This window comes from Nocardia sp. NPDC051981 (assembly GCF_040680715.1).
GTDB lineage: Bacteria > Actinomycetota > Actinomycetes > Mycobacteriales > Mycobacteriaceae > Nocardia.
This window is the reverse complement of record NZ_JBFAXK010000015.1, coordinates 35358-61548: the sequence shown is the minus strand read 5'-3', so window position 1 is coordinate 61548 and position 26191 is coordinate 35358. Positions and strand designations below refer to the sequence as shown.

At 70.4% G+C, this 26191-nt stretch carries 20 protein-coding genes; 7 read left to right on the top strand and 13 right to left on the bottom strand.

Features of this window, described 5'->3' with window-relative positions:
• Positions 1-12: 12 nt before the first annotated feature.
• Positions 13-2565: a cytochrome P450 gene (locus AB0L60_RS24685; protein ID WP_364617899.1), complete on the bottom strand. Its 2553-nt coding sequence runs from the start codon at positions 2563-2565 to the stop codon at positions 13-15.
• Positions 2566-2683: 118 nt separating this feature from the next.
• Between AB0L60_RS24685 and AB0L60_RS24680 the strand changes: the two genes are divergently transcribed.
• Positions 2684-3961 (top strand): glycosyltransferase, encoded by a 1278-nt coding sequence (locus AB0L60_RS24680; protein WP_364617897.1) that lies wholly within the window; start codon positions 2684-2686, stop codon positions 3959-3961.
• Positions 3958-4737, top strand: a complete 780-nt coding sequence (locus tag AB0L60_RS24675; protein ID WP_364617895.1) for an ABC transporter permease — start codon at positions 3958-3960, stop codon at positions 4735-4737. The genes AB0L60_RS24680 and AB0L60_RS24675 overlap by 4 nt, the downstream gene beginning before the upstream one ends.
• A 4-nt stretch (positions 4738-4741) precedes the next feature.
• Here AB0L60_RS24675 and AB0L60_RS24670 read toward each other — a convergent pair whose 3' ends face one another.
• The 12 genes from AB0L60_RS24670 to AB0L60_RS24615 form a co-directional block, all read right to left on the bottom strand.
• Positions 4742-5689 carry a hypothetical protein gene (locus AB0L60_RS24670; RefSeq protein ID WP_364617893.1) on the bottom strand — a complete coding sequence of 316 codons (948 nt, stop codon included), beginning with the start codon at positions 5687-5689 and terminating at the stop codon, positions 4742-4744.
• Entirely contained in the window at positions 5686-6318 is a 633-nt protein-coding gene (locus AB0L60_RS24665; RefSeq protein WP_364617891.1) for a nitroreductase family protein, read from the bottom strand. The genes AB0L60_RS24670 and AB0L60_RS24665 overlap by 4 nt, the downstream gene beginning before the upstream one ends.
• Complete coding sequence (locus tag AB0L60_RS24660; protein WP_364617889.1) at positions 6318-7325, bottom strand: ScbA/BarX family gamma-butyrolactone biosynthesis protein; 1008 nt, start codon at positions 7323-7325, stop codon at positions 6318-6320. The genes AB0L60_RS24665 and AB0L60_RS24660 overlap by 1 nt, the downstream gene beginning before the upstream one ends.
• Positions 7322-8257 (bottom strand): nucleoside-diphosphate kinase, encoded by a 936-nt coding sequence (locus AB0L60_RS24655; RefSeq protein WP_364617887.1) that lies wholly within the window; start codon positions 8255-8257, stop codon positions 7322-7324. Before AB0L60_RS24655 ends, AB0L60_RS24660 begins: the two co-directional genes overlap by 4 nt.
• A complete protein-coding gene (locus AB0L60_RS24650) occupies positions 8254-9363 on the bottom strand; it encodes an SDR family oxidoreductase (protein WP_364617885.1) in 1110 nt (369 codons plus the stop codon). Before AB0L60_RS24650 ends, AB0L60_RS24655 begins: the two co-directional genes overlap by 4 nt.
• Positions 9360-9641 carry an acyl carrier protein gene (locus AB0L60_RS24645; protein WP_364617883.1) on the bottom strand — a complete coding sequence of 94 codons (282 nt, stop codon included), beginning with the start codon at positions 9639-9641 and terminating at the stop codon, positions 9360-9362. The genes AB0L60_RS24650 and AB0L60_RS24645 overlap by 4 nt, the downstream gene beginning before the upstream one ends.
• The gene (locus tag AB0L60_RS24640; protein ID WP_364617881.1) at positions 9638-13351 is read right to left on the bottom strand and encodes an AMP-binding protein; all 3714 of its coding nucleotides are present in this window, start codon (positions 13349-13351) and stop codon (positions 9638-9640) included. The genes AB0L60_RS24645 and AB0L60_RS24640 overlap by 4 nt, the downstream gene beginning before the upstream one ends.
• Entirely contained in the window at positions 13348-16074 is a 2727-nt protein-coding gene (locus AB0L60_RS24635; protein WP_364617879.1) for a phosphoenolpyruvate synthase, read from the bottom strand. The genes AB0L60_RS24640 and AB0L60_RS24635 overlap by 4 nt, the downstream gene beginning before the upstream one ends.
• Positions 16075-16644: 570 nt before the next feature.
• Complete coding sequence (locus tag AB0L60_RS24630; RefSeq protein WP_364617877.1) at positions 16645-17913, bottom strand: cytochrome P450; 1269 nt, start codon at positions 17911-17913, stop codon at positions 16645-16647.
• Between the two features lie 16 nt (positions 17914-17929).
• Complete coding sequence (locus tag AB0L60_RS24625) at positions 17930-19342, bottom strand: FAD-dependent oxidoreductase (RefSeq protein ID WP_364617875.1); 1413 nt, start codon at positions 19340-19342, stop codon at positions 17930-17932.
• Positions 19339-20559 carry a cytochrome P450 gene (locus AB0L60_RS24620; protein WP_364617873.1) on the bottom strand — a complete coding sequence of 407 codons (1221 nt, stop codon included), beginning with the start codon at positions 20557-20559 and terminating at the stop codon, positions 19339-19341. Before AB0L60_RS24620 ends, AB0L60_RS24625 begins: the two co-directional genes overlap by 4 nt.
• Entirely contained in the window at positions 20556-21794 is a 1239-nt protein-coding gene (locus AB0L60_RS24615; protein ID WP_364617871.1) for a cytochrome P450, read from the bottom strand. The genes AB0L60_RS24620 and AB0L60_RS24615 overlap by 4 nt, the downstream gene beginning before the upstream one ends.
• A 208-nt stretch (positions 21795-22002) precedes the next feature.
• On the opposite strand from AB0L60_RS24615, the gene AB0L60_RS24610 reads away from it, so the two are divergent.
• Genes AB0L60_RS24610 through AB0L60_RS24590 form a run of 5 tightly spaced genes read left to right on the top strand, consistent with a single transcriptional unit; the run spans position 22003 to position 26190 of the window.
• On the top strand, positions 22003-23661 hold the full coding sequence (locus AB0L60_RS24610) for an AMP-binding protein (RefSeq protein ID WP_364618156.1): 1659 nt from the start codon (positions 22003-22005) through the stop codon (positions 23659-23661).
• 58 nt (positions 23662-23719) lie between these two features.
• Complete coding sequence (locus AB0L60_RS24605; protein WP_364617869.1) at positions 23720-24508, top strand: ferritin-like domain-containing protein; 789 nt, start codon at positions 23720-23722, stop codon at positions 24506-24508.
• A gap of 10 nt (positions 24509-24518) precedes the next feature.
• Entirely contained in the window at positions 24519-25112 is a 594-nt protein-coding gene (locus AB0L60_RS24600; RefSeq protein WP_364617867.1) for a PaaI family thioesterase, read from the top strand.
• Positions 25109-25360 carry an acyl carrier protein gene (locus AB0L60_RS24595; RefSeq protein ID WP_364617865.1) on the top strand — a complete coding sequence of 84 codons (252 nt, stop codon included), beginning with the start codon at positions 25109-25111 and terminating at the stop codon, positions 25358-25360. Before AB0L60_RS24600 ends, AB0L60_RS24595 begins: the two co-directional genes overlap by 4 nt.
• Positions 25357-26190: a class I SAM-dependent methyltransferase gene (locus AB0L60_RS24590; RefSeq protein ID WP_364617863.1), complete on the top strand. Its 834-nt coding sequence runs from the start codon at positions 25357-25359 to the stop codon at positions 26188-26190. Before AB0L60_RS24595 ends, AB0L60_RS24590 begins: the two co-directional genes overlap by 4 nt.
• Position 26191: the final 1 nt, after the last annotated feature.

Sequence of the window (26191 nt, the reverse complement as noted above, 5' to 3'; positions counted from 1 at the left end):
TACCCGCCGGGGTCAGCGGGCCCGCAGGGTGACCGGCAGCGCCGACGGCGAGAGCACGAAATCCCGGTTGGAGGCCCGCACCCGGTGTCCCGGCACCGGGGTGATCCGCCAGCGGGACAGCAGTGCCGCGGAGGCCAGCGCGATTTCGAGCATGGCGAAGTGGTCGCCGAGGCAGCGGCGGCGGCCGACGCCGAAGGAGATCATCGCCTTCTTGGCGGTGTCGGCGGCGTTCTCGGCGGACCAGCGTTCCGGATCGAAGGATTCGGGGTGGGCGAACCAGCGCGGGTCGTGCTGAACCATGTAGGGGCTGAACATGATCGCGGCCCCCGCGGGAATGGTGACGTCCCCGATGGTCAGGTCGGCGCTGGCGTTGGCGGCGCTGATCCAGGGTCCCCAGAATCGAATGGTCTCGGAGACGACCTGCTTCAGGTACGGCATGGCGGCGAGGTGTTCGGGCCGCACGTCACCGGTGCCGACCACGACATCCAGTTCCGCGTACAGGCGTTCGGCGATGGCCGGTCGCAGGCTGACCTCGTGCCACAGCCACCCGGTCAGCGACGCCATGGATCCGACGCCGCCGGCCAGCATGAGAATGGCCTCGTCGATGATGTGGTCGTCGGACAGCCGCGCCCCGGTCTCGCTGTCGGTGTGCCGGATGAGCGCCGACACCACATCGTTGAAATCCTCGTCGCGCCTGCGGTATTCGCTCACCACCGCCCCCACCGCGGCGCGCAGGTGCCGGGACTTGCTGCGCCACCGGTAGTTCGCGATGACCCGCAGCCTGCGCAGCTGCGGCGGCAGTGCGGTGCGCACGATGACCTGACTGAGCAGCCACGGCACACTGTCGCGGATCTCGCGGCGCGCACTGTCGCCGAAGTCGGCCGTGAACAGGGTCGCCGACACGGTGTCGAGCACCAGTCCGTGCGCCTCGTCCATGAGATTCACCCGCTGACCGACCGGCAGCGCGGCGGCCCAGGCATTGGCGATATCGGCTGCGGCTTCGGCATATTCGGCCAGTCGGCTCTGCCGCAGCGCGGGCGAGATCATGCGGCGGCGCAACCGGTGTTCGGGCCCGCGCAGCACATTGACCGCCCCGCCCGCGATATCGTCGATGGCCTCGCGCAAATCCTCCCGCTCGAACTCGGCGTCGCTGAGATTGACCTCGCGCAGCAGGTCCGGGGTGGTGAGCACATAGCCGGTCTGGCGGCCGAAGTGCACGCGCACGATCGGCCCGAGCGCGGGTAGCGAGGTCACGAAGCCGGGTGCGTCGGTGAGCGCGCGCAGGCTGTGCCCGAGCACCGGCACGCTACCCGGCGCCGTGGGGATGTCCGCCAGACTCCGCGGCATGACGGGTTGTGGCGCGGCGGCCAATCCAGCGCCGGCGTCCCGGTAGACCTCCAATACCCGTGCGATCTGGTGCGATTGGCGCACGGTGTCGATCTGACCCGCCAGCTGTGCGCGCAGGCCGGCGAGCACCGAGCGGTCCGCCGCCAGCTTGGCGAGGGTTTCGCTCAGCGCCTCGACCGACGGATCCGCCGACCGGATGCCCGCGGGCACCGATTCGGCGAGATCGGGATCGCAGTACACCACCGGCAGCCCGACGGCGGTGGCCTCGAGCAGCACCATGCCCTGGGTGTCGAATCCATTGGAGGGGAACAGCAGTGCGTCCGCCGCGGCCATGGCGTCGAGGCAGGCGGCCTGGCTCACCCTGCCGTGCAACCGGATTCGCTCCCCGAGCCGCCGTTCCACGATGCGGCCGACAGCCGCGCCGCGCAGGTCGCCCTCGCCGTAGACGTCGAGCACGCAATTGTCGGTGCGCCGCACCGCCTCGATGGCTTCCAGCAGCCGCTTCTCCCCCGATAGCCGCCCGCACCACACCAGCCGCAGCGGCCCGTCCACGGGGCGCGTCACGGCGGTGCGCGCGTCGAGCAGCGCGTCGTCGACACCGTTGGACACCACGGTGATCGGGCGGGTGAGCCCGTGCGCGAGCAGCAGGTCGGCGAAGTGCCGGGTCGGCGCGATCACCTGGTCGGCGGCCTGGGCCTGCCCGCTGATCGTCCACCAGGCGTGGCGGGCCGCGGCCGATTCCCCGGCCCGGTGCGGCATGTGATGGTCGTGCGGCACATAGCGGCCGTGCAACCCGCGCAGCGCCAGCGCGGTGGCGTAGGGCGCGGGCGAGGTGTGCTCGATGAAGGCGTCGTCGCGGCTCTGCGCGGTATGCACGAGCGGAATCCGGTGCCGCCGTGCCGCTTTCAGGCCCGCGATGGCGACGCCGTAAGTGCTCTGGGTGTGCACGATATCGATCGACCCCCGAGCGGCGAATTCGGCGTCGATGAGCGCGGCATTGCGCCGGGTCGGTGCGACGACCGCGAATCCGTTCACAGCTGGAACCGGCAGCGGTTGCAGCGCAACGACATCCGGGTCCGGCGTGGCCGCCGGATCGGGCACGGTGAACACGGTGACCCGGTGCCCGGCGCGTTCGAGTCCGCGGCGCAGCCCGGTGACGGCGGTCTGCACCCCGCCGAGCGAGGCCGGATGGTAGTCCACGAACATGGCGATGTGCATCAGCGCAACCCTACGCAGCGGCGCCCCGCAGTGAAATGCCCACATTTCCTACGTCTGGACGCCGGCCTGCAGAGCACCCCAGTGTCAAGGGATCCCATCCCCTGCCGAGAGAGGCCGCATGCGCATTGCGATACCGCTGACCGGAACCCGGGGCGATGTGCACCCGATCGTGGGCCTGGGCGTCGAATTGCAGCGCCGCGGCCATGAGGTGCTGTTCGGCGCGCCGCCGAATCTGGTCGAATTCGTCACCGCCGCAGGCCTTCCCGCGCAGTCCTGCGGACCGGACGTGCAGCGGCTCTACAGCTCCGACGCGGGCCAGCGGGCGCTGGCCGCGGGCAATACGCTGCGGCTGATGCAGCTGGTCGGCGAGCAGATGGCCGAGTACGGCGAGCGGATGAACCGCGAGGTCATCGACGTGTGCGCGAAGGCCGATCTGATCGTGGCCAGCACCGTCACCGAGGACCGGGCGTCCTCGATCGCGGAGGCCATGGGCGTGCCGCTGGTCAGCCTGCACTACTACCCGGCACGGATGAACAGCGCCTACCCGTTCCCCGGTCTGCTTCCCGCACACTGGAATCCGCCCGCCCCGGTCAATCGGGCAACCTGGCGGCTGGCCGAGAACCTGCGCCGCGTGGTGTTCCTGCGCTACCTCAACGAGCTGCGCGGCGTGCTGGGGCTGCCGAAGTCGTACGCCAGCCCGGCCGCGGCGCTGGCGCGGGCGCGGGTGCCCGAGATCCAGATCTACGATCCTGCCCTGGTGCCGAACCTGCCGGAGCAGTGGGACGCCCGCCGCCCCTTCACCGGCTTCCTGACCCTGGATCAGGCCACCCGCGCGGCGGTCGGTGAGCTGTCGGGCAGCCACGACGATATTCTGTCCTGGGTCGCGGCGGGCGAGCCGCCGGTGTTCTTCGGCTTCGGCAGCATGCCGATTCGCGATGCCGCGGCCGTGTTCGCCATGGTGGAGCAGGTGTCCACCCGGCTCGGGGTGCGCGCCCTGGTGCACGCGGGGTGGAGCGATCTGGATTTCGCGAACACCGTGACGGGTGACCGGATCAAGCTGGTCGGCAATTTCGCCTACGATCTGATCTTCCCGCACTGCGCGGCCGCCGTGCACCACGGCGGCATCGGCACCCTGTTCGAAAGCCTGCGCGCCGGACTGCCCACGGTGGTGTGCTCGGTGTCGTTCGAGCAGCCCATGTGGGGCGGGCAGGTGGAGAAACTCGGTGTGGGCGCGCATCTTCCGTTCACCGCCATGACCGCCGACCGGCTGGCGGGCGCGCTGGCGCCGCTGCTGAACGGGCGGACCCGGCAGCGGGTCGAGGGCTTCGCGGCGACCCTGCGGACCACCGGGGTGGCCGAGCACACCGCGGATCTCATCGAGGCCGCCGCCCGGTGACCGCTCCCATGCTCACGGCGGTACGCCATTTCGTCCCCGACACCCTGGTCATGTTCCGGCGCTGCGCCCGCCGGACCCTGCGCAGCACGGACACGCTGGTCATCTCGCTGACCATGCCGATTCTGATGATGCTGCTGTTCACCTACGTGTTCGGCGGCGCGATCGAGGTCGGCGGCTCGTACCTGAACTATGTGGTGCCGGGAATCATGCTGCTGTGCACGGGTTTCGGCGCGTCGATCACCGCGACCAGCGTGTGCACCGATATGACGCGGGGCAGTATGGACCGCTTCCGGACGCTGCCCATGTTCCGGCAGGCACTGTCGGCGGGGCATCTGAGCGAGGGCCTCGTGCGCACCATGGCGGCCATCGCCATCGCGGTGGGCGTCGCGGTGGCACTGGGCTACCGGCCGGGTTCGGGGCCGCTGGGCTGGCTGGGCGCGGCCGCGCTGATCACCTTGTTCGTGGTCGCGATCACGGCCGTCGCGGTGGCGCTGGGTATGGCGGCGAGCAATCCGGAGGCGGCGGGCGGGCTCACCTACGCGATCACGTTCATACCGTATGTCAGCAGCGCGTTCGTGCCGACCCGCACCATGCCGGGCTGGCTGCGCGGTATCGCCGACCGGCAGCCCGCGACCCCGGTGGTCGACACCGTGCGCGCGCTGCTGGACGGCACCGCCGCCGACCGGGCGCCGGCGGCGGTGTTGTGGTGCCTGGTCATCGCAGCGGTCGGATTCGGTTGCGCCGCCGTGTCCTTCCGGCGTTTGTCCTACCGCTGATCGCTCAGCCGCGGGTGGCCACCGCCGCCTGCGCGATCAGCGTCAGGTACAGGGTGAGGATGAACAGGACCGCGGGCAGCACCGGGTACTCGTCGTCCCGCGACCGCACGAACCGCCATGCTCCGATGGCCGGGATCAGCGTGAGCGCCAGGGGAATCCAGCCGAGGGCGGCGGCCGCGCGGTGCCACTCCCACGGTTTCGCGACGGCGATCTCACCCACCGCCGCCGCCAGTGCGCACAGTACCGACGCCCCGGCGCTACCGAGCGCGCCGAGCGCGTTCGAGTAGTACATCTCCCCCGGCCGCACGCTGCGCGAGGTTTTGCGGGCGAACTCGAATTGCAGGAAGGCTCCAGCGAACACGACCGCCACCACCGCGACCCGGCCGTGGGCCGCCGCTTCACCGGTGTCGACGGCCGACAGCACGACATACGCGGTCACCAGCAGCTGCACCGGGTAGGTGACCACGAGGTTGAGCATGATATCGGTGCGCACCGTCCCCGAAAGCTGTTCCAGCGCCCAGAGAATCAGGCCGTAGGCGAGCACCGCCGCGATGGCCACCGCCGAGCGCACCGACAACGCGAGGCTGCCCGCGATGGATACCACCGCGATCACCCCCATGGCACTGCGCAATTCGAGCGCACTCACCGCTCCGGTGACCAGCGGCCGGTCCGGATTGTGCACCCGGTCGTACTCGAGGTCCTTCTGCTCGTCGACCATGCGGAGGTACAGCAGCACGATCGCGACGATGCCGATACGGGCGGCGGTCGCGCCGGTCGGATACCAGGCGACGCCCGGCTGCGTCAGCAGTGCCGCCGTCCCTTCCAGGGCCAGCACCCAGAGGATGCCGTACAGCAGATAGTGCGGCTTGTACATCACCTTGGTGAACCGTGCGACCCGGCCCACGGAGGTGAGAAGGCCGGTGCGGGACGGGCTTTCGGCGAGATCGGTCACTGCGCCGCCACCTCCCCCGGCGTCGGCCAGCCGTCCCAGCCGGTCAGTTCCGCGGCGGGCGTGCGGCGCACGGGTTTGCCGCCGCCCGGCAGCAGGTGCGCGACCGGCAGCATGGCCACCTGGGTGACCTCTTCGAACGGAATGCCCAGCAGCTCGGCGACTTCGCGCTCGTAGGCCAGATGCGCTGTGGTCAGCGTCGATCCGAGTCCGCGTGTGCGCAAGGCCAGCTGGAGATTCCAGACCACCGGATAGATCGACCCGTAGAAGCTGGCCAGCCGTAGCGCCGAGGGTTCGGCGGGCGGTCGGCCCAGCGTGCACACCACGATCAGTGCGGGCACCTCGCCCAGGTGGTCGGCCAGGTGCTGCCCCGAGGCCAGATCGGCCAGCTGATCCGGCCGGGGTGTGCGGCCGGAGAGGTTGGCGGCGAACCCCTTCCGGTAGTACTCGCCGATCCGGGATTTGAGTCCGGGGTCGCGCACCACCACAAACCGCCACGGCTGCCGGTTCGAGCCGCTGGGCGCGTGCACCGCGATCTCCAGGCACTCCCGCAGGTCCCGGTCGTCGACGGGTCGCCGCAGGTCGAGGCGTTTGCGGACCGCGCGGGTGCCGGTCAGCAGATCGGTGTCCATCAGTCGCCGTCCTCCGCCAGTGCCAGATCCCCCGCGAATTCGAGGTCGATCCGGGCCGCCACGGCACCGGCCTGGCGGATCTCGCAGTGCACGACGGTGGCGTCCACCCCGGAGTCGGTGCGCTCGGCCACGCACACGGCGGGCAGGTCGAGTTCCACGAACTGGTCGAAAGCGCTTGTCACGCTGATCAATCGGCGAGGCTGCGGGCCCATGGTGGTCAGCGCGACCTGCCGGCAGGCCTCGATGAGCAGATTGCCGGGCACATGGTCGAGCTGATGGTCGAACAGGATCGGATGGGTGGTGTCGGCGACCAGCGCGGCGCGGGACCGGCCCGGGGTGGACTCCGGCGGCCCGATCACCACATTGCGGGGATTCTCCCGGCCGACCAGTGCCGCGGCGGCCCGCGTGCCCGGCGACGCGGGAATCTCGAAGGGCCCCAGGCCCAGGTGCTTCCGGTAACCCGCGCGGATGGCGGCCCACCGCCGCGGATCCACCCAGGAGAAGGAGCCGTCCACGGTACCCATCGGAACTCCCCGGCAGCTGATGTCGAGGACCAGGTCCAGGCCCTCCAGCCGCTCACCCCGATGGTGTTCGCGCAGCGCCCGCACCCGCAGTTCGAGATCGGCGGGCGCGGAACCGATCTCCCAGATCGCGCCGTCGATGCCGGTGCCGTTGAAGGTGCGCACCAGGAAAGCCCGGTCGGTGGGCACGTCGAAGAACTCGTGGGTCACCGCGATGGAGGCCTGCCGGGCGGCCTCCATGACCGCGATCAGGTCGTGGTGCAGGCCCAGCGCGCCGGCGTGATCGCCGTAATGGCCGTGCATGCGCGGCAATTGGGCCCCGGCCACGAAGGCGCCGGAGGTTTCGGCCTCCAGCGAGGTCACGAAGACCTCGGCGACCGCGTGCCGGTGCGCGAGCGCGCGCGGGATGGTGCGCAGGTGGGTGGCGCGCACGGCGGCGGCCTGGGTGAGCGGGTGAGCGGTTCTGGGTGGCTGTGTCGTCGTCATGGTCTGGCCTCCAGCCAATCGGTCGCGCTGACCGGGCGCAGGGTCTGCGACCCCGTCCCGGCGCGCATGGGTAGGACGTAGGAACCCAGCACGATGAGCGACCAGGGGTCGAGCTCGCGGCCACTGGACCACGCCACCTCCAGCAGCGCGGCCTGGGCGGCCGGGGAGCCGGGTTCGGCCGCGGAGATCCGGTCGTCGAGGGATTTCATTGCGGCGGAACCCAGTTCGGTGCACAGCCGGGCGATGGCGTCGGAGCGCTCGAAGCTGCGGGCGGGGGCCCGGTCGTAGAGGTCGCGGGCCAGCGCGGCGGCCGCGTCGGTCCGGTCGCGCCGCTCGAGCGCGTGGGCGAACACCTGGGCCCGGGTGGTCTCGTCGAAGTAGATGGCGAGTTCGCGCAGCACGTCGGCGGGATCGTCGGGGGAATGGACGAGATTGAGCAGGTAGTTGTGGCGGCCGAGCAGGTAGCGCAGTTCGCCGGGCTGCCGTTTGCGGGGGTCGGTCGCGCCCTTGGCGGCGGTGAGGCGCACCGGTGTCGGCAGGTCGGCGACCGGGCCGCGGACCACGAGCACCAGGACATCGGAGATCCCCACCAGCAGGTCGGCCAGCCGCCGACGTTCGGGGGAGGCGATGTTCCAGGCGAAGTACCACAGGGCGCGGGCCACATGCCGGTCCACCACCACGCGGCGGGCGTCCACCACCTGGAAGTCGTTGTCCGCCAGCCACGTCAGGGTCGGTTCGACGGCCCGGGCCACGATGGCGTCCGGTTTCAGCAGCAGCAGCGAGTGCTCGCGGGCGAAGGCGGCGGCGTCGATGCCGAGCCGCTGTGCCTGCTCGACGGTCTCGAGCACATAGGTGTCGGTGAGATAGGCGTCGACCTTCTCCTTGGACGGAGTCGCGTCGGCGAGGAGGGTGCGCAGGGCGTCGCCGGTCACGACCGGACCCCCGCTCCCGGTGTCGATGCGCCGATTCCGGTGCGCGCCAAGGTTTCCGCGATGGACGGCAGCGGCGCGCCCAGGTAGCCGGACTCCAGGCAGTGGTCCAGCAGCGCCCGCAGGTAGTCCTTGCCGGTCGGCGGTGGGAGCCGGTCCAGCAGGCGGTCCGCATTGCTGGTGTCGAAGGACAGCCGGCGCTGGAAGTAGCTGGTGTAGAGCGCGCCGATGCGCAGGTAGTACTCGCGCTCGATGAGGTCGAGATCCTCGGCGCGGAAGGAGGATTCCGGCACGAACGTCGCGACTTCGAAGGACGGGTACTCGGCCAGCACGTCGGAGACCTCGCGCAGTGACAGCGTGTCCCGGCCCACCGCGTGCAGGGTGGATCCGGCGACGCTGTCGAAATCGGTGACCGCGGCGGCGATCACGTCGGCGACGTGGTCGACCGGGGCCAGGGCGAGCGTGGCGTCGTAGCGGCCCGGCAGGGTGCGCAGCTTGCCCTCGACCATGAGTTTCACCACGGTGTAGAGGTTCTTGTACTCGCGGATCACGCCGTCGCCCAGCGCGCCGGTGACGATGCCCGGACGCACCACCGCCCACCGCAGACCGCGGTCCCCGGCCTCCCGGATCACCTGTTCGGCCCGCAATTTGCTCTGCTCGTAACCGTTTCCGAAGGATTGGCCCGCATCCAGTTCGTCCTCGCGGATGATGCCGTGCCGCAGACCGCACACGTAGGCGGTGCTGACGTGCAGCAGCGGCACGTCCCAGGCGAGGGCCAGCGCGACGGCGTGCTCCGCGCCGCGCACGTTGAGCTCGTCGTAGGTCTCGGCGGTGGCGTCGAAGGCGGTGGTGGCGGCGCTATGCACGATGATGCCCACCCGCCCGGCGAGATCGGCGGCCGTCGCGGGGTCCAGCCCGAAGGCCGGCCGCCGGATGTCGCCGGTGATCCGCAGGTCCGGTTCGTACCCGCTGCCGTCATTGCGGCGGATATCCGAATTGTTGTGCAGCACGGTCGCTACCGGGCGGCCGGAGGCGCTGAGCCGGGCGGCGACTTCCGACCCGACCAGTCCGCTCGCGCCGGTGAGCAGGATGGTGTTCCGTTCGCTCATGCGCTCACCTCCAGGGTGCGGGTGACCAGATCGACGACCTGGCCGACCCGCAGCACCCCCATCAGCTGTTCGGGCCGGTAGCGCGGCAGCGCGAAGCTCTGTTCGAGCACCACGGTCAATTCCATGAGCCGCAGCGAGTCGAAGCCGAGGTCCTCGATCAGGCGCAGCTCGTCGGTCCGTTCCCGCGCATCGGCGGCACCGTCGAATTCGGCGGGCCGCGGGGCCATGGTGGCGATGATGTGCCGGACGCGTTCGGCGACAGTGGCTTCGATGGTCATGACTGCTCGCTCTCTCGCAGGTGGGGCTGCTGGCCGCCGCTGGCCAGCAGGTCGCGGGCCTCGTCCAGGGGCAGATCTGCGTCGAGATACCCGGCCAGCCGCAGCCAGTCGTAGCCGAGGGTGAGGGTGCGCTGCCACTGCTCGCGGGAATCGAAGGAGGCCGGGAAGTCCCGGCCCGCACCGGTATCCGCGGCCAGGCGCCGCACCGTAGCGACGACGTCGTCGACACGGGCAAGATCGTTCAGCGCGTCGCCGCCGTTTCGCAGGGTGCGCGAGAACCGCACGCGCGCGGCCGATTCCAGTGCCGCGATCAGCGTGTCCCGCTCGGGGGTGTGCGCGGGCAGCAGCGCCGCGACCGTGCCGACCGGATCCACATCGGCGGGCAGCGGATGAATGCCGAAAGCGCTCAACAGCACTCGCACAGTCATGGCGATGAGCCGGTGCGCTGCGATATCGGCGACCTCGCCCTGTGCGTCCTTGACCGCGCCCACCAGATCCTCGCGGGCGTTCTCGAGCACCACGTTGGACCACACCAGATTCAGACCGGCCCCGATGAACCGCCGGGCGGGCAACGCCGACAGTGTCGCGATTCCCTCCCCGCGCGCCGCACCGGTGAGTCCCAGCGCGGGCGTCGCCACGACGGCCACCGGCGTGTACGCCTCCACCGGTTTGCACATGGCCAGGGCCGGTTCGAGCACCTCGCCGCCCCGCCACTGCAGCCCGACGAACCCCAGCCGGACGAACTCCGCCAGCTCCGCCCCGATATCGCGCGAAGCGCGCGCCATGACATCCCGGATCGACTGCCGGAACACCACCGACCGCCACGCCTGGGCGCCCGCGTCGGACAGCACGAAAACCTCACTGGCGGAACGCAGCACGTGCAGACGTCCGGCCAGCGGCCAGGTGGTCACGGCGGGACGCCGCGTGAAGATCAGCTCGTGCGGATCGTCCGCGACGCCGTCGACCCCGAGATCCGCGGCCAGCACCAGCCTCGCAGCCCACCGCGAGCCGGCCGGCTCGCGCGTCCCCGCGGCCGACTCCAAACCCGCCGCGGCGCGGATCCCCCCGTCCACCCGGCCGGCGAAAGCTGCTGCCGCGTTGAACTCGGATCCGAACGCAGCAATGCCCACTGCATCGCCCGAGGAGCCTTCGACCTGTGTCGCGTACGCACTGTCGGAATTCGACGATCCGGACACTCCGGGCCTGAACCGACTGGAATCGCCGGCGCTGCCCATGGACTCCTGGTCGGCCGCGTCGATGAGCCGCCGGTAGCGGTCGATGAGTGTATCGGGAGCGGTGCGATCGAGTTGCTGCGGCAGCCATTTGGTTTCGAGGTACGTTTCGCCTCGGCGGGCGAGCCAGGCCTTCATGGCTTGGCGGAGGCCGTCCTCGGCCCAGGTCTCGGCCTCGGTATGAGCTCCGAAGGCGCGCAGGGCGATGGCGTAGCCCAGGGCGTGGCGGGCACGGGTGACCCACCAGTCGGCGACAAGGGTGGTGAAGGCGTCGTGGGTGAGGATCCCGCGCAGCAGGTCCAGATCCACCGTGCCGGGTCGGATGACCGTGGCGCGCAGGAAGCGCTGGCAACGGTTGAGGCCGTCCTCGTCCGGGTCGGTGGCCGCCCGCTCGAGTTGCCGGCGCAGCTGGGCCACCGAGCGGGTGCGGACCTCGACCCGGCGGCCGTCGAGGAACAAGACGGTCGGCAGGGTCGGCAGCTCGTCCGCGCCGGGGGCCACCACCAGGAAATCGATGTCGGAGCCCGCATTGCCGAAACCCTCGGCCAGCGAGCCCTCGAACAGGACGGCGGCGTCCTCGGGAACGGCGACCGACCGCAGCGCGCCGTCCAGGAGCTGTCGCAGCCTGTCCATGGGCATCCCGGGTCGCGGCACGGCTTGCGCCGGGCGCGGTCCAGCCTCGGATCCGCCATCCGAGGCGTCGCCGGCCTGCGTGAGCCCACTCGACTGTGGCTTGTCGACCGCCGCTCCTTCCGGCTCGAGGGAAGTGGGTTGCTCCGCGGCGGCATCCGCCTCGTGCAACACCGCGCCCTCGAGGGCGCCGTCCCGCAGCAGCTGCCACATGTGGCGGCGGCGGGGCTTGCCGCTGGAGGTGCGGCGGATGAGGCCGCGCGGCCCGGTGACGATGTGCACGGTCTGGGCGGGTCCGAGGTGGCCGCGAATGAGGTCGCGGGCCTGCGGAATCCAGTCGCCGGGCGCGGTCTCGGCGAAGAGGGCGACACCCTGGAGTCCGGCCTCGACGAGGCCGACGGCGGCGAGCTTGCCCTTGGTGAGCCCGGTTTCCTGGGCGACCCGGGATTCGATGTCCTCCATGAACACCGAGCGGCCGCGCACCTTGATGCTGGTGCCCATGCGGCCGAGGACGAAAACCTCACCGCGGTAGAGGAATCCGGCATCCCCCGAGTACAGGCGGCCGTTCTCCAGGCGGGTGGACGAGGTCGCGCTCGGCTCGCCTGAGTAGCCCAGCGCCACCGAGTCTCCGGTCACCACCATCTCGCCCAGGACGCCGTCGGGCAGTTCCCGGCCCTCGTCGTCGACCACGGTCACGGTGGATTCGGGGGTGGAGAAGCCGAGCCCGGTGATCCAGCCCGCGCCCGAAACCCGGTGGGTGTCGTCGAGCATCGCCTCCTCGAGCACCGGAACCCGTTCGCCGAAGCGCAGATTCGGATTGTCCAGCCGCAGCGCGGTGATGGGCCGCCGGGTGGGCGACGAGGTCACCATGAGCGTCGCCTCGGCCAGCCCGTAGGCGAGGGTGAACGCGCCCATCGAGAAGCCTTGCGGACCGGTCAGATTCGCGAAGGCCTGCAGATCGGCGACCTCGACCGGTTCGGAGCCGATGGCAAGCGTCCGCCAGCCCGACAGATCCAGGCCGGCGATCTCCTCGGGCCGGACCCGGTGCGCCACATAGCCGAGCGCGAACGACGGCGACGGCGCGTGCTGGGCGTGGGTCATGGCGCGCAGCCAGCGCAGCGGGTCGCGCACGAACTGGTCGGGGCGCATGAGGTACAGGTCGGCCTGGTTGGTGACGCCCTGCAGGAACGCGCCGACCAGCCCCATGTCGTGGTAGAGCGGCAGCCACGACACCATGGTCTCGCCCGGTCGCCAGTCGATGAGGCGAGTGATCATGGCGATGTTGTTGGCCAGATTGTGCCAGCTCACCCGTACGCCGCGCGGTGCGCCCGAGGAACCCGAGGTGAACTGCAGCAATGCCACTTCCGACACATCGGCGAGTTCGCGCGTCGCGGGGGCGGCGGGCAGCGCCGCGGCATGGACGACCACCGGCTCGTCGGTGCGACCGGCCGCGAGGCAGGCGCTGCGGACGAAGGTCTCGAACTCCGGGGAGGTGACCACCAGGCGGGGCGCGGCCTGCTCGACGATGCCCGCGATGTGCGCGACGATCTGCTCCAGGTCGCCGAACATGGGCGGCGCGACCGGGGTGAACACCCCGCCGCACGCCCACACCGCGTAGAAGGCCGCCACACACGGGAATCCGGTCGGCATGATCACGCACGCGCCGTCACCGCTGCCGAGTCCCGCGGCCCGCAGCAGGTCCGTGATCGACCACACCTGGTCGGCCAGCTCCCGATAGCTGCGGTACTCCCAGCCGTCGGCCTCGTCGGCCAGGTACAGCCCGGTGCCGGCCGAGGGCTCGATCAGCCACCTGCGCACGGTCGCTTCGTCGTTCACGTGGTCGATCACTGGTCTCCTTCGGGAAGCACGGTGACGGTGCCGGCGGCCCCATCGACTCGAATACGCATGCCGCTGCGCAGTTGGCGGGTGATGCCGGGCAGCTGCACCACGGTCGGCACACCCAGCTCGCGTGCCACGATGGCCACGTGGGTGAGCGGGCTGCCGCGTTCGATGACCAGCGCCGACGCCGAGGGCAGGGCCGCCACCCAGCCCGGATCGGTGCGGTAGGCGATGAGAATGCCGCCGGCCACGTCGCGGGGTTCGTCCACGATCACCGCGGCGCCCTCGACAATGCCCGCCGCCGACGGGGTTCCGGTGAGCACCGTGCCGGGAGTAGCCGCGGCCGTCGCGGTGACCGGCACCCAGCCCTGCTCGGCCAGTTCGGCATTGCCCAGCCGCGGTCCGACGGTGCGGAAGCGGGCCGGGGCCACCAGCGTGGAATCCTTGGCGCGCAGCGACTTCCGCACCGTCACCACCTCGCGCAAACGGTCCGTGTCCGCGCCCTCGTAGCAGCCGCGCAGTTCCTCGACGGTCAGCTGGAACACGTCCTCGAACCCGTCGATCACGCCGCGGGCCGCCAGATCCCGGCCCATCACCCGGATCATGCGCTTGACCATGCCGAAGGCGCGAGTGCGGCAGAAGCGCAGCCGCTCACGGTGGGCGGCGCAGCGGGAGACCTTGGCGCGCAGGCGTTCGTAGACGCGCCGCCGGACGCCGTGGCCGAGGTGCTCGTCCAGGTAGGCGTCGGCCTCGCCGGCACGGTGCGCGGTCACGGTGTCGCCGACCCGGCCGACCGCACTGCGCAGCATGACGAACAGATTGGCCGGATTCTCGCGCAGATCCGGTGTTTCCAGCTTGAGTTCATCGAGGCTGCGGTAGCCGTAGCGGTCCAGATAGTCGTCGAGGGCGGCGAGGAACTCGGTGCGGTCGGCGGCCCGCAGCGCGTCGTGAATCGACTCCGGCGCAGTCGAATTGATGATGTCGTTCAGTTCCGGATCAGCGCGCACGACCCGGGCGAGCTCGGTCATGGCGCGGGCCGGCTCGGCGGATTCGACATCCGCGCCCGGGCCGACCACGGCGTAGAGGAACCATTCCGGCGCCTTGGGCAGGAAGAGCTTGGTCAGCACGAACATCAGGCCCGAAAGGGTGAGCAGGATGGCGTCGAGCACCATGAGCGGGCCCCACCGCCGCACCAGGTCGCCCTCCACCGTGCGATAGGAGCGGTAGGCCTGCTCGCCGGTCAGCGCGGTGTAGTCCACGGCGTCGTACTCGTCGTAGACGCGGTAGAAGTCGGTCATGAACCGCTCGACCAGGTCGTCGATGCCGAACAAGCGCCGCGCGTAGATCACCGTGGTGCGCGCCCGCGAGCGCAGCCGGGCCGCGGCGCTGTCGAACTCGAAGGGGCGCAGCGTCTTCGCGATATCCGCCGGCAGCGGTTCGGCCACGCCGAGGGCGGCCTCGAGCACCCGGCGGTTGAGCGGGTAGCCGGGCGCGATGCCGACCATGCGGTACCAGTGCAGCAGGTTGTAGTAGACGCGGCCGTGAAAGCTGCCCAGCAGCACGGGAGTCCACGCATCGGTCTGCCGCAGCTGCTCGGGCGGCACCCCCAGGGAGGCCGCGTAGCCGCGGTACACGCGGCCATAGATATCGGCGGCGGTGGTGTAGGTCAGCGGTGAGGTGACGCCGCTGAAGCTCTCGATGATGTTGGAGTTGTCCCAGATTCGCGTCTCACCGGGACCCACCCGCTCGCCCGCGCCACGCAGCTCGACCTCGCGCGCGGACAGCGTCGACGCGGTCGCGGTGATCGGCCGGGCCTGCAGCAGCCACACACCGGTGTCGTCGATGGCCCATTCGATGTCCTGCGGTGCGCCACAGGACATTTCGACCTTCCGGGCGATCTCGGCGAGCTCAGCGGTCTCGGCATCGGTCAGCACCCGCGCGCCGCGTCGGCCGGCCTCGACCTCGACCGTCGCGCAGCCCTGACCGTCGCCGGGATCGAAACGAATATCTTTGTCCCCCAGAGCGATATCGAGCAGAATACCGGTGTCCCGGTCCAGGATCATCGAGTCGGCGTCGACCGCGCCGGACACCAGACCCTCCCCCAGCCCGTAGACGGCGCTGATCACCAGCTCATCGTCCGCGCCGGTCATCGGATTCCGCGTGAACACCACGCCACTGGATCGCGCCGAGATCAATCGCTGTAACACCACCGCGGGCGCGTAGGCACGAGACAGGCCGTGCGCGAACGCATATCGCACCGCACGCTCGGAGAACGCCGACGCCCAGCAATCCCGCACCCGGGCGATCACCGCTTCGAGACCGTGCACGTTCAGGTGGCTGTCGAACTGCCCGGCGAACGAAGCCTCCGCCCCGTCCTCGGCCGACATGGACGACCGCACCGCGATGGGCTCCGGCCCGAGCCGCTCCCAGGCCTCGCCGATCACCGCCACCGCCGCCTCGGACACCTCCGCGGCCGCCAGCGCGCCGCGCAGCTCGGCGGCCCGAGCCACCGCGGCCTCGACCTCCCCGAGCGCCGCGAACCCCTCCAATTCCCCGGTCAGGCCCGCCGCGCTCGCGAACCCATCGAACACCTCCGTGCTGAGCGCCACCCACTCGGGCACCCGCACGCCCACCTCCCCCAGCGCGTACAACCCCCGTGCCTTCCCACCCCCATAGGCGGCGACATCCACCGAATCCGACCAAGGGCCGAGCAACCGCACAACCTCTCCCATCCCCCCGAGGCCAGTCACATCACAGCGAATGCCGGAGCAAGATCAGGGGTTCTACTTTGAGTAGTCCACGTTTCAAACGCGCACCAGCCCAAAGTTCTTGGGTCTGCCTCACCCCGGTTCCTCGAGCCACCATCACGGCCGAAGCCACGCCGTGCAATTCGCACAGCGAGTGTGACACGGCCGGACAGCGCCAGAAAGCCCGAGAATCTCCAGCGGGCACGGATGCACACACCGCTCCCCCGCCAATAACACTGCGAACCCTGTTGCGCGGCTCGTCATCCCCCTGCGCCACATACTCGACCGGCACGGTGATCTTCCGCGCCGCCTCCACGAGCGTCTCCTCGCCCGGACCGCCGAACACAACGGCCGTGATCCGGGATTCGACAGCGGTCGAATGGATCCCCCCCGCAACGCGTCCAGCGTCGCTCGCCGTTCCGGCACCGCTCGCTCCGCGATGACGGAGTTGTACCCCAGCACGATCGGATAGATCGGCTCCCCGCGTGCGTTGCCCGGCGCGGCGCTCACGCGCACATCCCACCCGCGAAAGCCGCGCCGGTACGCGTCATCGGATCAGGCGGGCGCGAAACCCACCCGCAACGCCTCCAGTCCGCGAATCACCACGTTCGGCTTGAACGGCGGATTCTCCGAAAGCAGTTCCATCGCACCGACTTTGCGCAGCAGCACATCGAGCAGGATTTCCATCTCCAGCAGGGCCAGCGGCGCGCCCAGGCAGTAGTGGATGCCGAGGCTGAAGCCGAGGTGCTTCTTGGCGGGGTGCATGGGGTCGGAGTAGCGGGCGACGTCGGTGCGGTCCGGATCAGGGAAGACCCGCTCGTCGTGATTGGCGGAGTTGATGAGTACGACCACGCCCTCGCCGGGTACGAAGTCGTGCCCGGCGACGGTGATCGGCCGGGTGGCGGCCCGGGTGGTGATCTGCACCGACGGTTCCAGGCGCAGCAGCTCGTCGGGCGCGGAGGCGGTGAGTTCGGGCCGGTCGCGCATCGCCTGGATCTGATCGGGCGCGCGCAGCAGCCGCAGCATGCCGGTGCCGATGAGGTTGGCGGTGGTCTCGTGCCCGGCCACGAAGGTGGTGATGCAGGTGGCGAGCAGTTCCTGCTCGGTGAGCACGTCACCACGGTCCTCGACCTGCGAGAGCGCGCTGAGCAGGTCATCGCGTGGATTCACGCGCCGCTCGTTGAGCAGTTCCCGGAAGTAGCCCATGAATCCGCGCGAGGCGGCGCTGCGCGCCTTCAGCGATTCCTCGGGCAGCGTGTAGTCGTGGTCGAACCCGCGCGCCAGGTCCTGCGACCACTGGTGCACCTGCTCGTAGGCTTCCTCGGGCACGCCGATGAGCTCGCAGGCGATGATCAGCGGCAGCGGGTAGGCGATCATCTCGACCAGGTCGAATTCGCCTGCCTCCAGGGCCTTGTCGACCAGCTCCTCGCTGAGTTTCTCGATGCGCGGGCGCAGCCGGGCCACGGTGCGCGGGGTGAACCCCTTGGTGACCAGGTTGCGCAGCCGGGTGTGGTCCGGCGGCTCCATCCACAGGAAGGAGGTGGGCAGTTCTTCGGGGGCGTCCTCGGGTTTGACGGTCGGGTGCATCATCCCGGCCTCTTCGGCGTGGCTCCACGCGGTGGTGGACAGCACCGCGGCGCAGTCCTCGTACCGGGTGAGCACGTGATGCCCGAGCGGGGTCTGATGAATGGGCCCGGCATCGCGCAGCACGCGGGCCGGGGTGTACGGGTCCGAGCGGCCGTCCGGCCCGAAGAGCTGGACCAGCGCGTTCGAAACGGCCGGATCCTGCGCCTCAGCAACGGCGTTCACCTCTGGGGCGGCCATGAATGTCCTCCTGGATTCAACGATTGGCCGGCATGACGAGTGCGGCGCCATTGCCGCGCAGCATGATTCGGCCCGCCAGCACCGGTTTGGTCAGTGCGGCGGGCGGTTCGACGAGATGGGCGACGCGCATGAAGGTGCGTGCCACCAGCGCGTCCCGGCGGGCGGCTCGATGCGCCTGCGCCACATACGCATTGGTGAGCCGAGTACGCAGCCCGCGCCGTCCCGCGACCCGCGGATGACGCAGATCCGAGGCCGCCGCGAGCTGCCAGGCGGTGGCGGTGGCCTCGGTCGCGGCCGTATAGAAGCGCGCGGGCAGCTCCGCGAACGGCAGGCCGCTGTCCAGGCATTCGCGCAGGGCGACCGCCTGCAGTGCCGCCACGGTCATGCCCTGGGCGTAGAGCGGGTTGAACGCGCACTGGGCGTCACCGAGCACGAGCAGTCCCGCGGGCGCGGCGGGCAGCCGGTCGAAGCGCCGCCGCACCGAGCACCGGAACCGGTAGGGCACCGGATCGTCGAGAGGCTCCGCGGCCGTGATGATCTCGTGGATGTCGGGCGCGTCCAGGCCCGCGGCGTACGCCTGGAAGCCTGCCACGTCGGTGGGCGGATGATCGCCCATCATGCCCGCGAGGGTGACCAGCCAGCGATCGCCCTCCACGCGGACCGCCCCGCCGCCGTGCCCGTTGGCACCGGTGGCGATGATCACCGAGGCGTGCCCGCCCAATTGTCCCTCGCCGTACCGGTAGAGACGCGAGGCGTACCCGAGGTCGACCGCGAGCCGCTCCTCGACCGGCGTCGGCGCGCCGATCGCTCGGAGCCACTCGCAGATCCGCGATCCCCGCCCGCTCGCGTCGACGACGAGATCGGCGACGGCGATCTCACCGTCCGGGGCCGAGCCGCGCGAGCCGACCGCTGCCCCGTCGACACCTGCGGCATCGAGGTCCTTGCCAGGGTGCGGATCACGGTACGACGCCACCCGCACGCCGCTGATGCGATCACTGTCCCCGATCAAACCGCGGACCGTGATTCCATCGCGCAGCATCACATTCGGCAGTTGCAGGGTGCGGCGGCGCAGCACGGATTCGAGCAGTGGCCGGGTCGCGATGATCGAGGTGAGCCCGGTCGAGGTGGCGGTCAGCCTCGATCCGGCGATGTACCACCGGGTTCCGACGAGCACCTCGGCGGTCTGCGCTCCGGCCTCGACCAGGTCGGCGGTGCAGCCGGGGAACAGCTCCTCGAGGATGGTGCGGCCGCGGTCGAGCAGGCCGTGCAGGTGCCGGCCCTGCCCGACACCGCGCCGCACCGCGGCCGCGTCGGCGGTGTCACGTTCGAGAATCGTGACCCGCGTGCAGAATTCGGCGAGCACGCGGGCCGCAAGCAGTCCCGCGATGCCCGCGCCGATGACGACGGCGTGCCGGTCCGCCTGGCTCATACCGTCACCGGCAGGGCCATCACACCGCGGTGGATCAGGCTGGGCCGGTAGCCGACGGTCTCCGTGCCCAGCCGCAGCCCGGGCGCGCGATCGAGTAGAGCGCGCACCGCGGCCGCGGCTTCGAGCCGCGCGAGAGGTGCTCCGACACAGTAGTGGATGCCGAGGCTGAAGCCCAGATGCTTACGGGCGGGCCGGTTCCCGGCGTACCGGGTGACGTCGAAGGTGTCGGCGTCCGGGAACACGCGGTCGTCGCGGCTGGCCGAGGCGGTGAGCACCACGACACCGTCGCCGCGCCGGAACTGCCGGCCGCCGACCACGGTGTCGGCGAGGGCCACCCTGATGGTGAACTGGGTGGGCGCGTCGTAGCGCAGCATCTCGTCCAGAGCCGGTTCGATGAGTTCGGGTCGCTCGCGCAGCAATTCGAGCTGGACCGGATTGCGCAGCAGCGCCAGCAGTCCGTTGCCGATCAGGTTGATGGAGGTCTCCATCCCAGCCACCAGCAGCAGCAGGGCCATGCCGATGACCTCCGCCTCCGTCAGCGTCTCACCGTCGGCGCTGGCCGCGACCAGTTCGCTGAGAAGATCCGGGCCCGGCTCCCGCTTGCGCCGCGCGACCAGCTCGCCGAAGTACCCCATGCAGCCCAGCGCTGACCGCCCGCGCGCCTCGATGTCAGCGGGCCCGAGCAGCGAGTCCGGGTCGCTGCCGCGCGCGATGGCCAGCTGCCACTCCCGGAACCGCGCGCCGTCGGCCGGATCGCCGCCCAGCAGCCGCACCGGGATCATCGCCACCGCCAGCGGCACCGCCAGATCCTCCAGCACATCGAATTCGCCTCGCTCCAAAGCGGTGTCGACCAGATCGTCCACCACCCGCCCGGCCACCGGCGCGAGTTCGCCGACCATGCGCGGCGTGAATGCCTTGGCCACGAGCTTGCGGTAGCGGCCGTGCTGCGGCGGATCCATGCGCACGAAGGAACCCGGAATGGCGGCGGTGGTGTCGCGGAAGGGGCTGATGCCGGCGGCGTACCCGTGTCCCCAGCCCGCGCCGGTGAGGATGGCCGCGCACTCCTCGTACCGGGTGATCAGGGTGACGGGCACGTCCCCGAAGTGGTACGGGAACAGGGCCGCGGCGTCACGGACGCGGCGGTAGGCCGGGTAGGGATCGGCGCGGTGGCCGGGATCGAAGGCGTCGAAGCTGATCTCGGGTACAGCGGTGCTCATCGGCCCTCCACACGGACACACAATTCGGACATGCCGCGGACGACCACATTGGGCCGGTACGGCGGCTCGGCCAGCAGGCTCAACGCGGTGACGCGAACACCCAGGGCGTGCATCACCGCTTGCATCTCCATGCGGGCCAGTGGCGCGCCCAGGCAGTAGTGCAGGCCGAGGCCGAAGGACAGGTGCCGTTCGGTGTTGCGGCCCGGCAGATACCGGCCCAGGTCGAACCGGCCGGCGTCGGGGAAGGCGGCCGGGTCGCGATTGGCCGACCCGAGCAGCACGATCACCGCGTCACCGGGTACGAAAGTGCGCTCGCCGACGGTGATCTCGGCCCGCGCGGTGCGGGTGGTGAGGTGCACCGGCGCGTCGTAGCGCAGCACCTCGTCCACCGCGACGCCGGCGAGGTCGGGATCGGCGCGCAGCCGCTGGAATTCACCGGGCTCCCGGATCAGGGCGAGCACGCCGTTGCCGATCAGGTTGACCGACGTCTCGTGGCCCGCCACCACCAGGATCAGCAAGGTGCCGATGAGCTCGGTGTGGGTCAGCCGCACCCCGGACTCCTCGGCCTGGACCAGTGCGGTGATCAGGTCGGCGCGCGGGGTGCGGCGGCGCTGTTCGACGAGATCGCCGAAGAACTCGGTGAATTCGCGCACGGCCGCGGTGCGGGCGGCCAGTTCCTGGGGGCTGAGCAGCGCGTCGGGGTCGAGACCGCGGGCGATGCCCGCCGACATGGCCCGCACCTGCGCGTGCGCCTCGGCGGGCACGCCGAGCATCTCGCAGATGAGGGTGAGCGGCACCGGATAGGCGAGGGCCTCGAGCAGATCCACCTCGCGGTCGGTGAGGATCGCGGTCAACAGCTCGTCCACCAGCTGGGCGGCGCGCTCGCGCAATCCGCTGACGGTGCGGGCGGTGAACGCCTTGCCGACCAGACCACGCAGCCGGGTGTGATCCGGCGGCTCCATCCACAGGAACGAGCCGGGCAGCTCCACGTCGCTGTCGCCGTGCAACAGCTCGGGTTCCTCGGCGTGACTCCAGCGCGGATCGGTGAGGATGGCCTGCGCCTCGGTGTGGCGGGTGACCAGATGGGTGTCGTGGGGACCGGGCACGAAAGGCCCGGCGGCGCGCAGGATCCGGTAACTGTCGTAGGGGTTGTGCCGCAGGTGCGGCGCGATGCTCTCGACGACAGCCTGCTGGACCCGGGTCATTTCCGCGACGGCGGCGGGTTCGGAACTCACCGGCGACTCCTGAATTGTGAATGCCATTTTCGCCAGTTCATCCTCGCCGCCCGACCAGGCGGGTCGTGCGGCCATTGCCGACGCCTATCGTCCGATCACCGTATCTCTTTATCGCGCACTGTAATTGGGCGATCGATGCTGGTTATCACCGCTTACGTTTAACAGCGCGTTCAGCGCCCGGACACAATTCGCTGTTGTCGTGACGGTTATGAATTCCGCGAACTCCGAAGGCACGCTGACCGATCGGCTCGCATTCATCGCCGCCGAGCACCCGCGTGTGGAGGCGACATTCTGGTCCACCGCCGAGCGAATGGGCTACGCCGAACTGCACCGCGCCGCACGAGCCGCGGCGGCCGCGCTGATCCGGCACGGCGTGCGGCGCGGCGAACCGGTGGGCATCCTGTGTCCGAACGCACCGGAATTCCTGGTGAGCTTCTTCGGCATCGCCGCCGCCGGCGCGGCGGCCACTCCCCTGCCCCTGCCCGCGAGCACCCGTCGCGCAGGCGGCTATCCCCCGCAGCTGGCCGCCATCACCGCGGCGGCGGGCATGCGCACGGTGCTGGTGTCCCCGCGTTTCGCGGAGCTGGTGCCGCTGCTGGGGGATGCCGTCGCGGTCGAATTCCTCGACACCGCAGAGCTTTCCGCCGATGACGAGTACGAGCGGGTGATACTGCCGACCTCGGAACCCGACGACCTGGCCGTCGTGCAGTTCACCTCCGGCAGCACCGCCCTCCCCAAGGGCGTGCGACTGACCCACCGCCAGGTCATGGCCGGTCTGGCCGCCATCCGCCGGGGCATCGCCCTCGATCTGGACGATCAGGGCGGCTTCTGGCTGCCGCTGTTCCACGACATGGGCCTTTTCGGCACGCTCTCGGCGATCCTGCGCGGCATTCCGGCGCACCTGTGGTCGCCGCTGTCGTTCGTCAAGGACCCGGCGCGCTGGCTACGCGAGTTCGCCGCCAGTGGGACCACCATCACCGCCATGCCGAGCTTCGGCTACGAGGCGCTGCTGAGCGCGGTACCCCCGGAGCAGGTGGCCGAGTACGACCTGAGTCGCTGGCGCATCGCCTTCAATGGCGCGGAACCGATTTCGCAGGACGTGGTGACCAGGTTCCTGGACCGGTTCGCCCCGGCCGGATTCGCGCCGAACACCATGTTCGGCGTGTACGGGATGGCCGAGGCCACCTTGGCCGTGGCCTTCCCGCCGCTGGGCCGCGAGCCGGTGTTCGAGTGGGTGGACCGGGCGCTGCTGGCCGACGCCCAGCGCGCCGACCCGGTGGCGCCGGAACAGGCGGGTGCCCGGGCGGTGGCCGGGGTCGGCTCGGCCGTGGACGGCCTCGAATTGCGGGTGGTGTCCACCGATTCCGGCCTCGACCAGCCCGACGGACGGGTCGGGGAGATCCTCATTCGCGGCGCGTCGGTCACCGAGGGCTACCTCAGCGCCGACCCCGCCGCGGTGGCCGACCGCTTCACCGGCGGCTGGCTGCGCACCGGCGACCTCGGATACCAGCGCGCCGGTGAGCTTTTCGTCACCGGCCGCTGCAAGGACATGATCACCGTGCGCGGCGTGAACCACTACGCCCAGGACGTCGAGGCCGCGGTGCGCGACCTCGACGGCATCTACAAGCAGCGCTGCACCGCCGCGATCGACCCCGACGGGGCGGACGTGATCGCGCTGATCGCCGAATCCGAACTCCACGGCGACGCCGCGGCGGCGCTGACCCGGGCCATCCGCGACCGGGTGGCCGCCGATCTCGGGCTGGCGGCCGTCGAGGTGTACCTCGTGCCGCCGCGCACCATCCCCCGCACCAGCAGCGGCAAGCTGCGGCGGCTCGCCGCCCGCGACCTCATCGCCCAGCACCGCTGACATTCCCCAGTGCCCTTGACGCCCAACGCCATTCGATCCGCACGAACCGGAGGCACCCGTGCACAGTTATGAAGTCTTCCGCCACTACGAGCGCCTGCACTGGAAGCTGGGCGATCTCGCCTTCGACACCGTCGACAAGGACCTGGTGCGGCCGGAGTACGTGACCCTGGCCAAGAGCGCCGCCATGGGCGAGTCCAATGTCATCGCCGCCGTGCACGGCTTCCTGGCCGAGTTCGTCGACGACTACGACTTCTCCACCTTCGCCGTGGTGTGGGGCTACCAGGAGGTGCAGCACCACTACGCCTTCCGGTCCTGGTTGCGCGCCATCGGCGAGGATGTCGAGGACCGCGCGGTCGACGCCATGCGCGAGCCCTACGCCCCGGGCACCTCGCCCTCGGCGACGCTGGCCACCAACATCATCTCCGAGCTGACGGTCAACCACGTCTACCGCGCGGTGTCGGCCTGGGTGCAGGAGCCGGTCCTGAAGTCGCTGCTGCTCAACGCGAGTCGCGACGAGGCCGGGCACGCCCGTGAGTTCATCCACTACGCCACCGAGCGCCTGGCCCGCCGGCCCGAGGAGCTGCCCTCGGTCCTGGAGACCCTGTACGTGTACAGCTCCGAGGCCAAGATCAAGCACCCGGTGAGCACCTTCAAGGCCGGGATCGCCGAGCTCGGCGATCACGAGACCATCGACACCGGCTTCGAACTGTTCCTCGAACAGGTCGCCGCCGATGGCGAACTGGAGGTGCTGCACGACAAGGTGCGCCGCACCTTCACGACCATGACCGGCCTGGACCTGTCCAGCAATGCCAAGGTCCGCCGCGCGCTGGCCGAGGCCATCGCCTAGCGGCGCGGCCGTGCTCTCCCCCACCGCCCCCACCGCCGCCACCGCGCCCGCGGATCCGGCGGCCACCGCGCCCGCGGATCCGGCCACCGTCCGCGTGCCGTGGTCGGTCATCCCCGACTATCACTGCTTCGGCTGCTCCCCGCACAACGCGTCCGGACTGCGGCTGGCCTTCACCCCGCACCCGGACGGCCTGCAGGCCCGCTTCCGGCTGGACCGCTGCTTCGAGTCCTATCCGGGCATCGTGCACGGCGGTCTGACCGGCGTCATCTGTGACGAGGTGATGGGCAACCTGATCGTGCTGGCCCGGCAGGTGCCCGCCTTCACGGTGTCACAGCGCACCCGCTTCCTGACGCCGCTGCTGATCGACCGCGAATACCGGTGTGTGGCAACGCTGTCCGCGACCGAATCCGGCGATCTGATCCAGGCCGGCGCCGAGATCCTGGACGCCGACGGCACCAGTTGCGCGTCCTCGGCCGCCACCTACCGTCCCTTCGCGCTCGAGTCCGTACGCCATCAGCTGTCCCTGCGCGACGACGAGGTCGCCCTACTCGACCAGGCCCTTACCACGGCAAATACCCTGTCCCCGAATGGAGTTCCGTCATGACCACCGATGACATCCTGCGTACCGTCACCGAGATCGCCGTCGCCGAGACCGGCTTGTCCGCCTCGGAACTGACCCCCGACGCCGACCTGCGCGCCATGGCCGGCGTGGACTCGGTGCGAGTGCTGCGCATGATCGCGCGCATCGAACGCACCTACGACATCGAGCTCGAGGACGAGGACGTCTTCGGCACCGCCACCCTCGCCGAGGTGGCCGTGGTCGTCGGCAGAGCGCTGCAGGACGCGGCATGACCGTCACCGCCGACACCAACCAGCACTACGACCTGGATCCGGAGATCTTCGGCCAGTTCCTGGATCCGCTGCGCAAGTACAGTTCCGCGCTCTACGAGAACGACGGCGACAGCCTCGAACTCGCCCAGCGCAACAAGCTGCGGTTCGTGGCCCGCCGCCTCGGTATCCAGGGCGGTGAGCGGTTGCTCGACATCGGCTGCGGGTGGGGTTCGCTGATCCTGTTCATGGCCCAGGAGTACGGATGCGACACCCTGGGTATCAGTCCCGCGCCGCGCCAGCACGACTACATCGCCGTCCAGGCCCGAGCCCGTGGCGTCGACCGCCAGGTTCGGACGCGCGTAGGACATTTCGAGAAACTCGACCTGCCCGCGGGCAGCCGGGACGCGGTGACCATGCTCGGGTCGATCGTGCACATGCCCGATCTGGACGAGGTGTTCCGCCGCGCCCGCGCGGTGCTGCACCGCGGCGGCACGCTTTACGTCTCGGAGAGCTGCTTCCGCAACGCCGCCGCCCGCCGGGCCTTCGACGACCGGGCGGGCACCGAGTTCGTCCGCTCCGACATCTTCGGCTGGGGCGATCTGCGGCCGCTCTCGGAGCTGATCACCGCCGCCGAGGACGCGGGCTTCTCCATCACCTCGGTGGACGATCTCACCGACCACTACCGGCACACCATCGAGGACTGGATCGCCAATCTGGACGCCGCCGCCGACGCCATCGACGCGCGGCAGCCGGGGCTGGCCGCCAAGCTGCGGCACTACCTCGAGGTGGCCAATGCCGGATGGGGTTACACCACCAAGCATTACGCACTGGGCTGCCGCAAGGCCCGTTAGC

What these genes read in the sequence shown, in the direction of transcription:
- AB0L60_RS24685 (WP_364617899.1), bottom strand. Translation starts at nt 2,565, where the DNA reads ATGCACATCGCCATGTTCGTGGACTACCATCCGGCCTCGCTCGGCGGG.
- AB0L60_RS24680 (WP_364617897.1), top strand. Translation starts at nt 2,684, where the DNA reads ATGCGCATTGCGATACCGCTGACCGGAACCCGGGGCGATGTGCACCCG.
- AB0L60_RS24665 (WP_364617891.1), bottom strand. Translation starts at nt 6,318, where the DNA reads ATGGACACCGATCTGCTGACCGGCACCCGCGCGGTCCGCAAACGCCTC.
- AB0L60_RS24660 (WP_364617889.1), bottom strand. Translation starts at nt 7,325, where the DNA reads ATGACGACGACACAGCCACCCAGAACCGCTCACCCGCTCACCCAGGCC.
- AB0L60_RS24650 (WP_364617885.1), bottom strand. Translation starts at nt 9,363, where the DNA reads ATGAGCGAACGGAACACCATCCTGCTCACCGGCGCGAGCGGACTGGTC.
- AB0L60_RS24645 (WP_364617883.1), bottom strand. Translation starts at nt 9,641, where the DNA reads ATGACCATCGAAGCCACTGTCGCCGAACGCGTCCGGCACATCATCGCC.
- AB0L60_RS24635 (WP_364617879.1), bottom strand. Translation starts at nt 16,074, where the DNA reads ATGGGAGAGGTTGTGCGGTTGCTCGGCCCTTGGTCGGATTCGGTGGAT.
- AB0L60_RS24630 (WP_364617877.1), bottom strand. Translation starts at nt 17,913, where the DNA reads ATGGCCGCCCCAGAGGTGAACGCCGTTGCTGAGGCGCAGGATCCGGCC.
- AB0L60_RS24625 (WP_364617875.1), bottom strand. Translation starts at nt 19,342, where the DNA reads ATGAGCCAGGCGGACCGGCACGCCGTCGTCATCGGCGCGGGCATCGCG.
- AB0L60_RS24620 (WP_364617873.1), bottom strand. Translation starts at nt 20,559, where the DNA reads ATGAGCACCGCTGTACCCGAGATCAGCTTCGACGCCTTCGATCCCGGC.
- AB0L60_RS24610 (WP_364618156.1), top strand. Translation starts at nt 22,003, where the DNA reads ATGAATTCCGCGAACTCCGAAGGCACGCTGACCGATCGGCTCGCATTC.
- AB0L60_RS24595 (WP_364617865.1), top strand. Translation starts at nt 25,109, where the DNA reads ATGACCACCGATGACATCCTGCGTACCGTCACCGAGATCGCCGTCGCC.
- AB0L60_RS24590 (WP_364617863.1), top strand. Translation starts at nt 25,357, where the DNA reads ATGACCGTCACCGCCGACACCAACCAGCACTACGACCTGGATCCGGAG.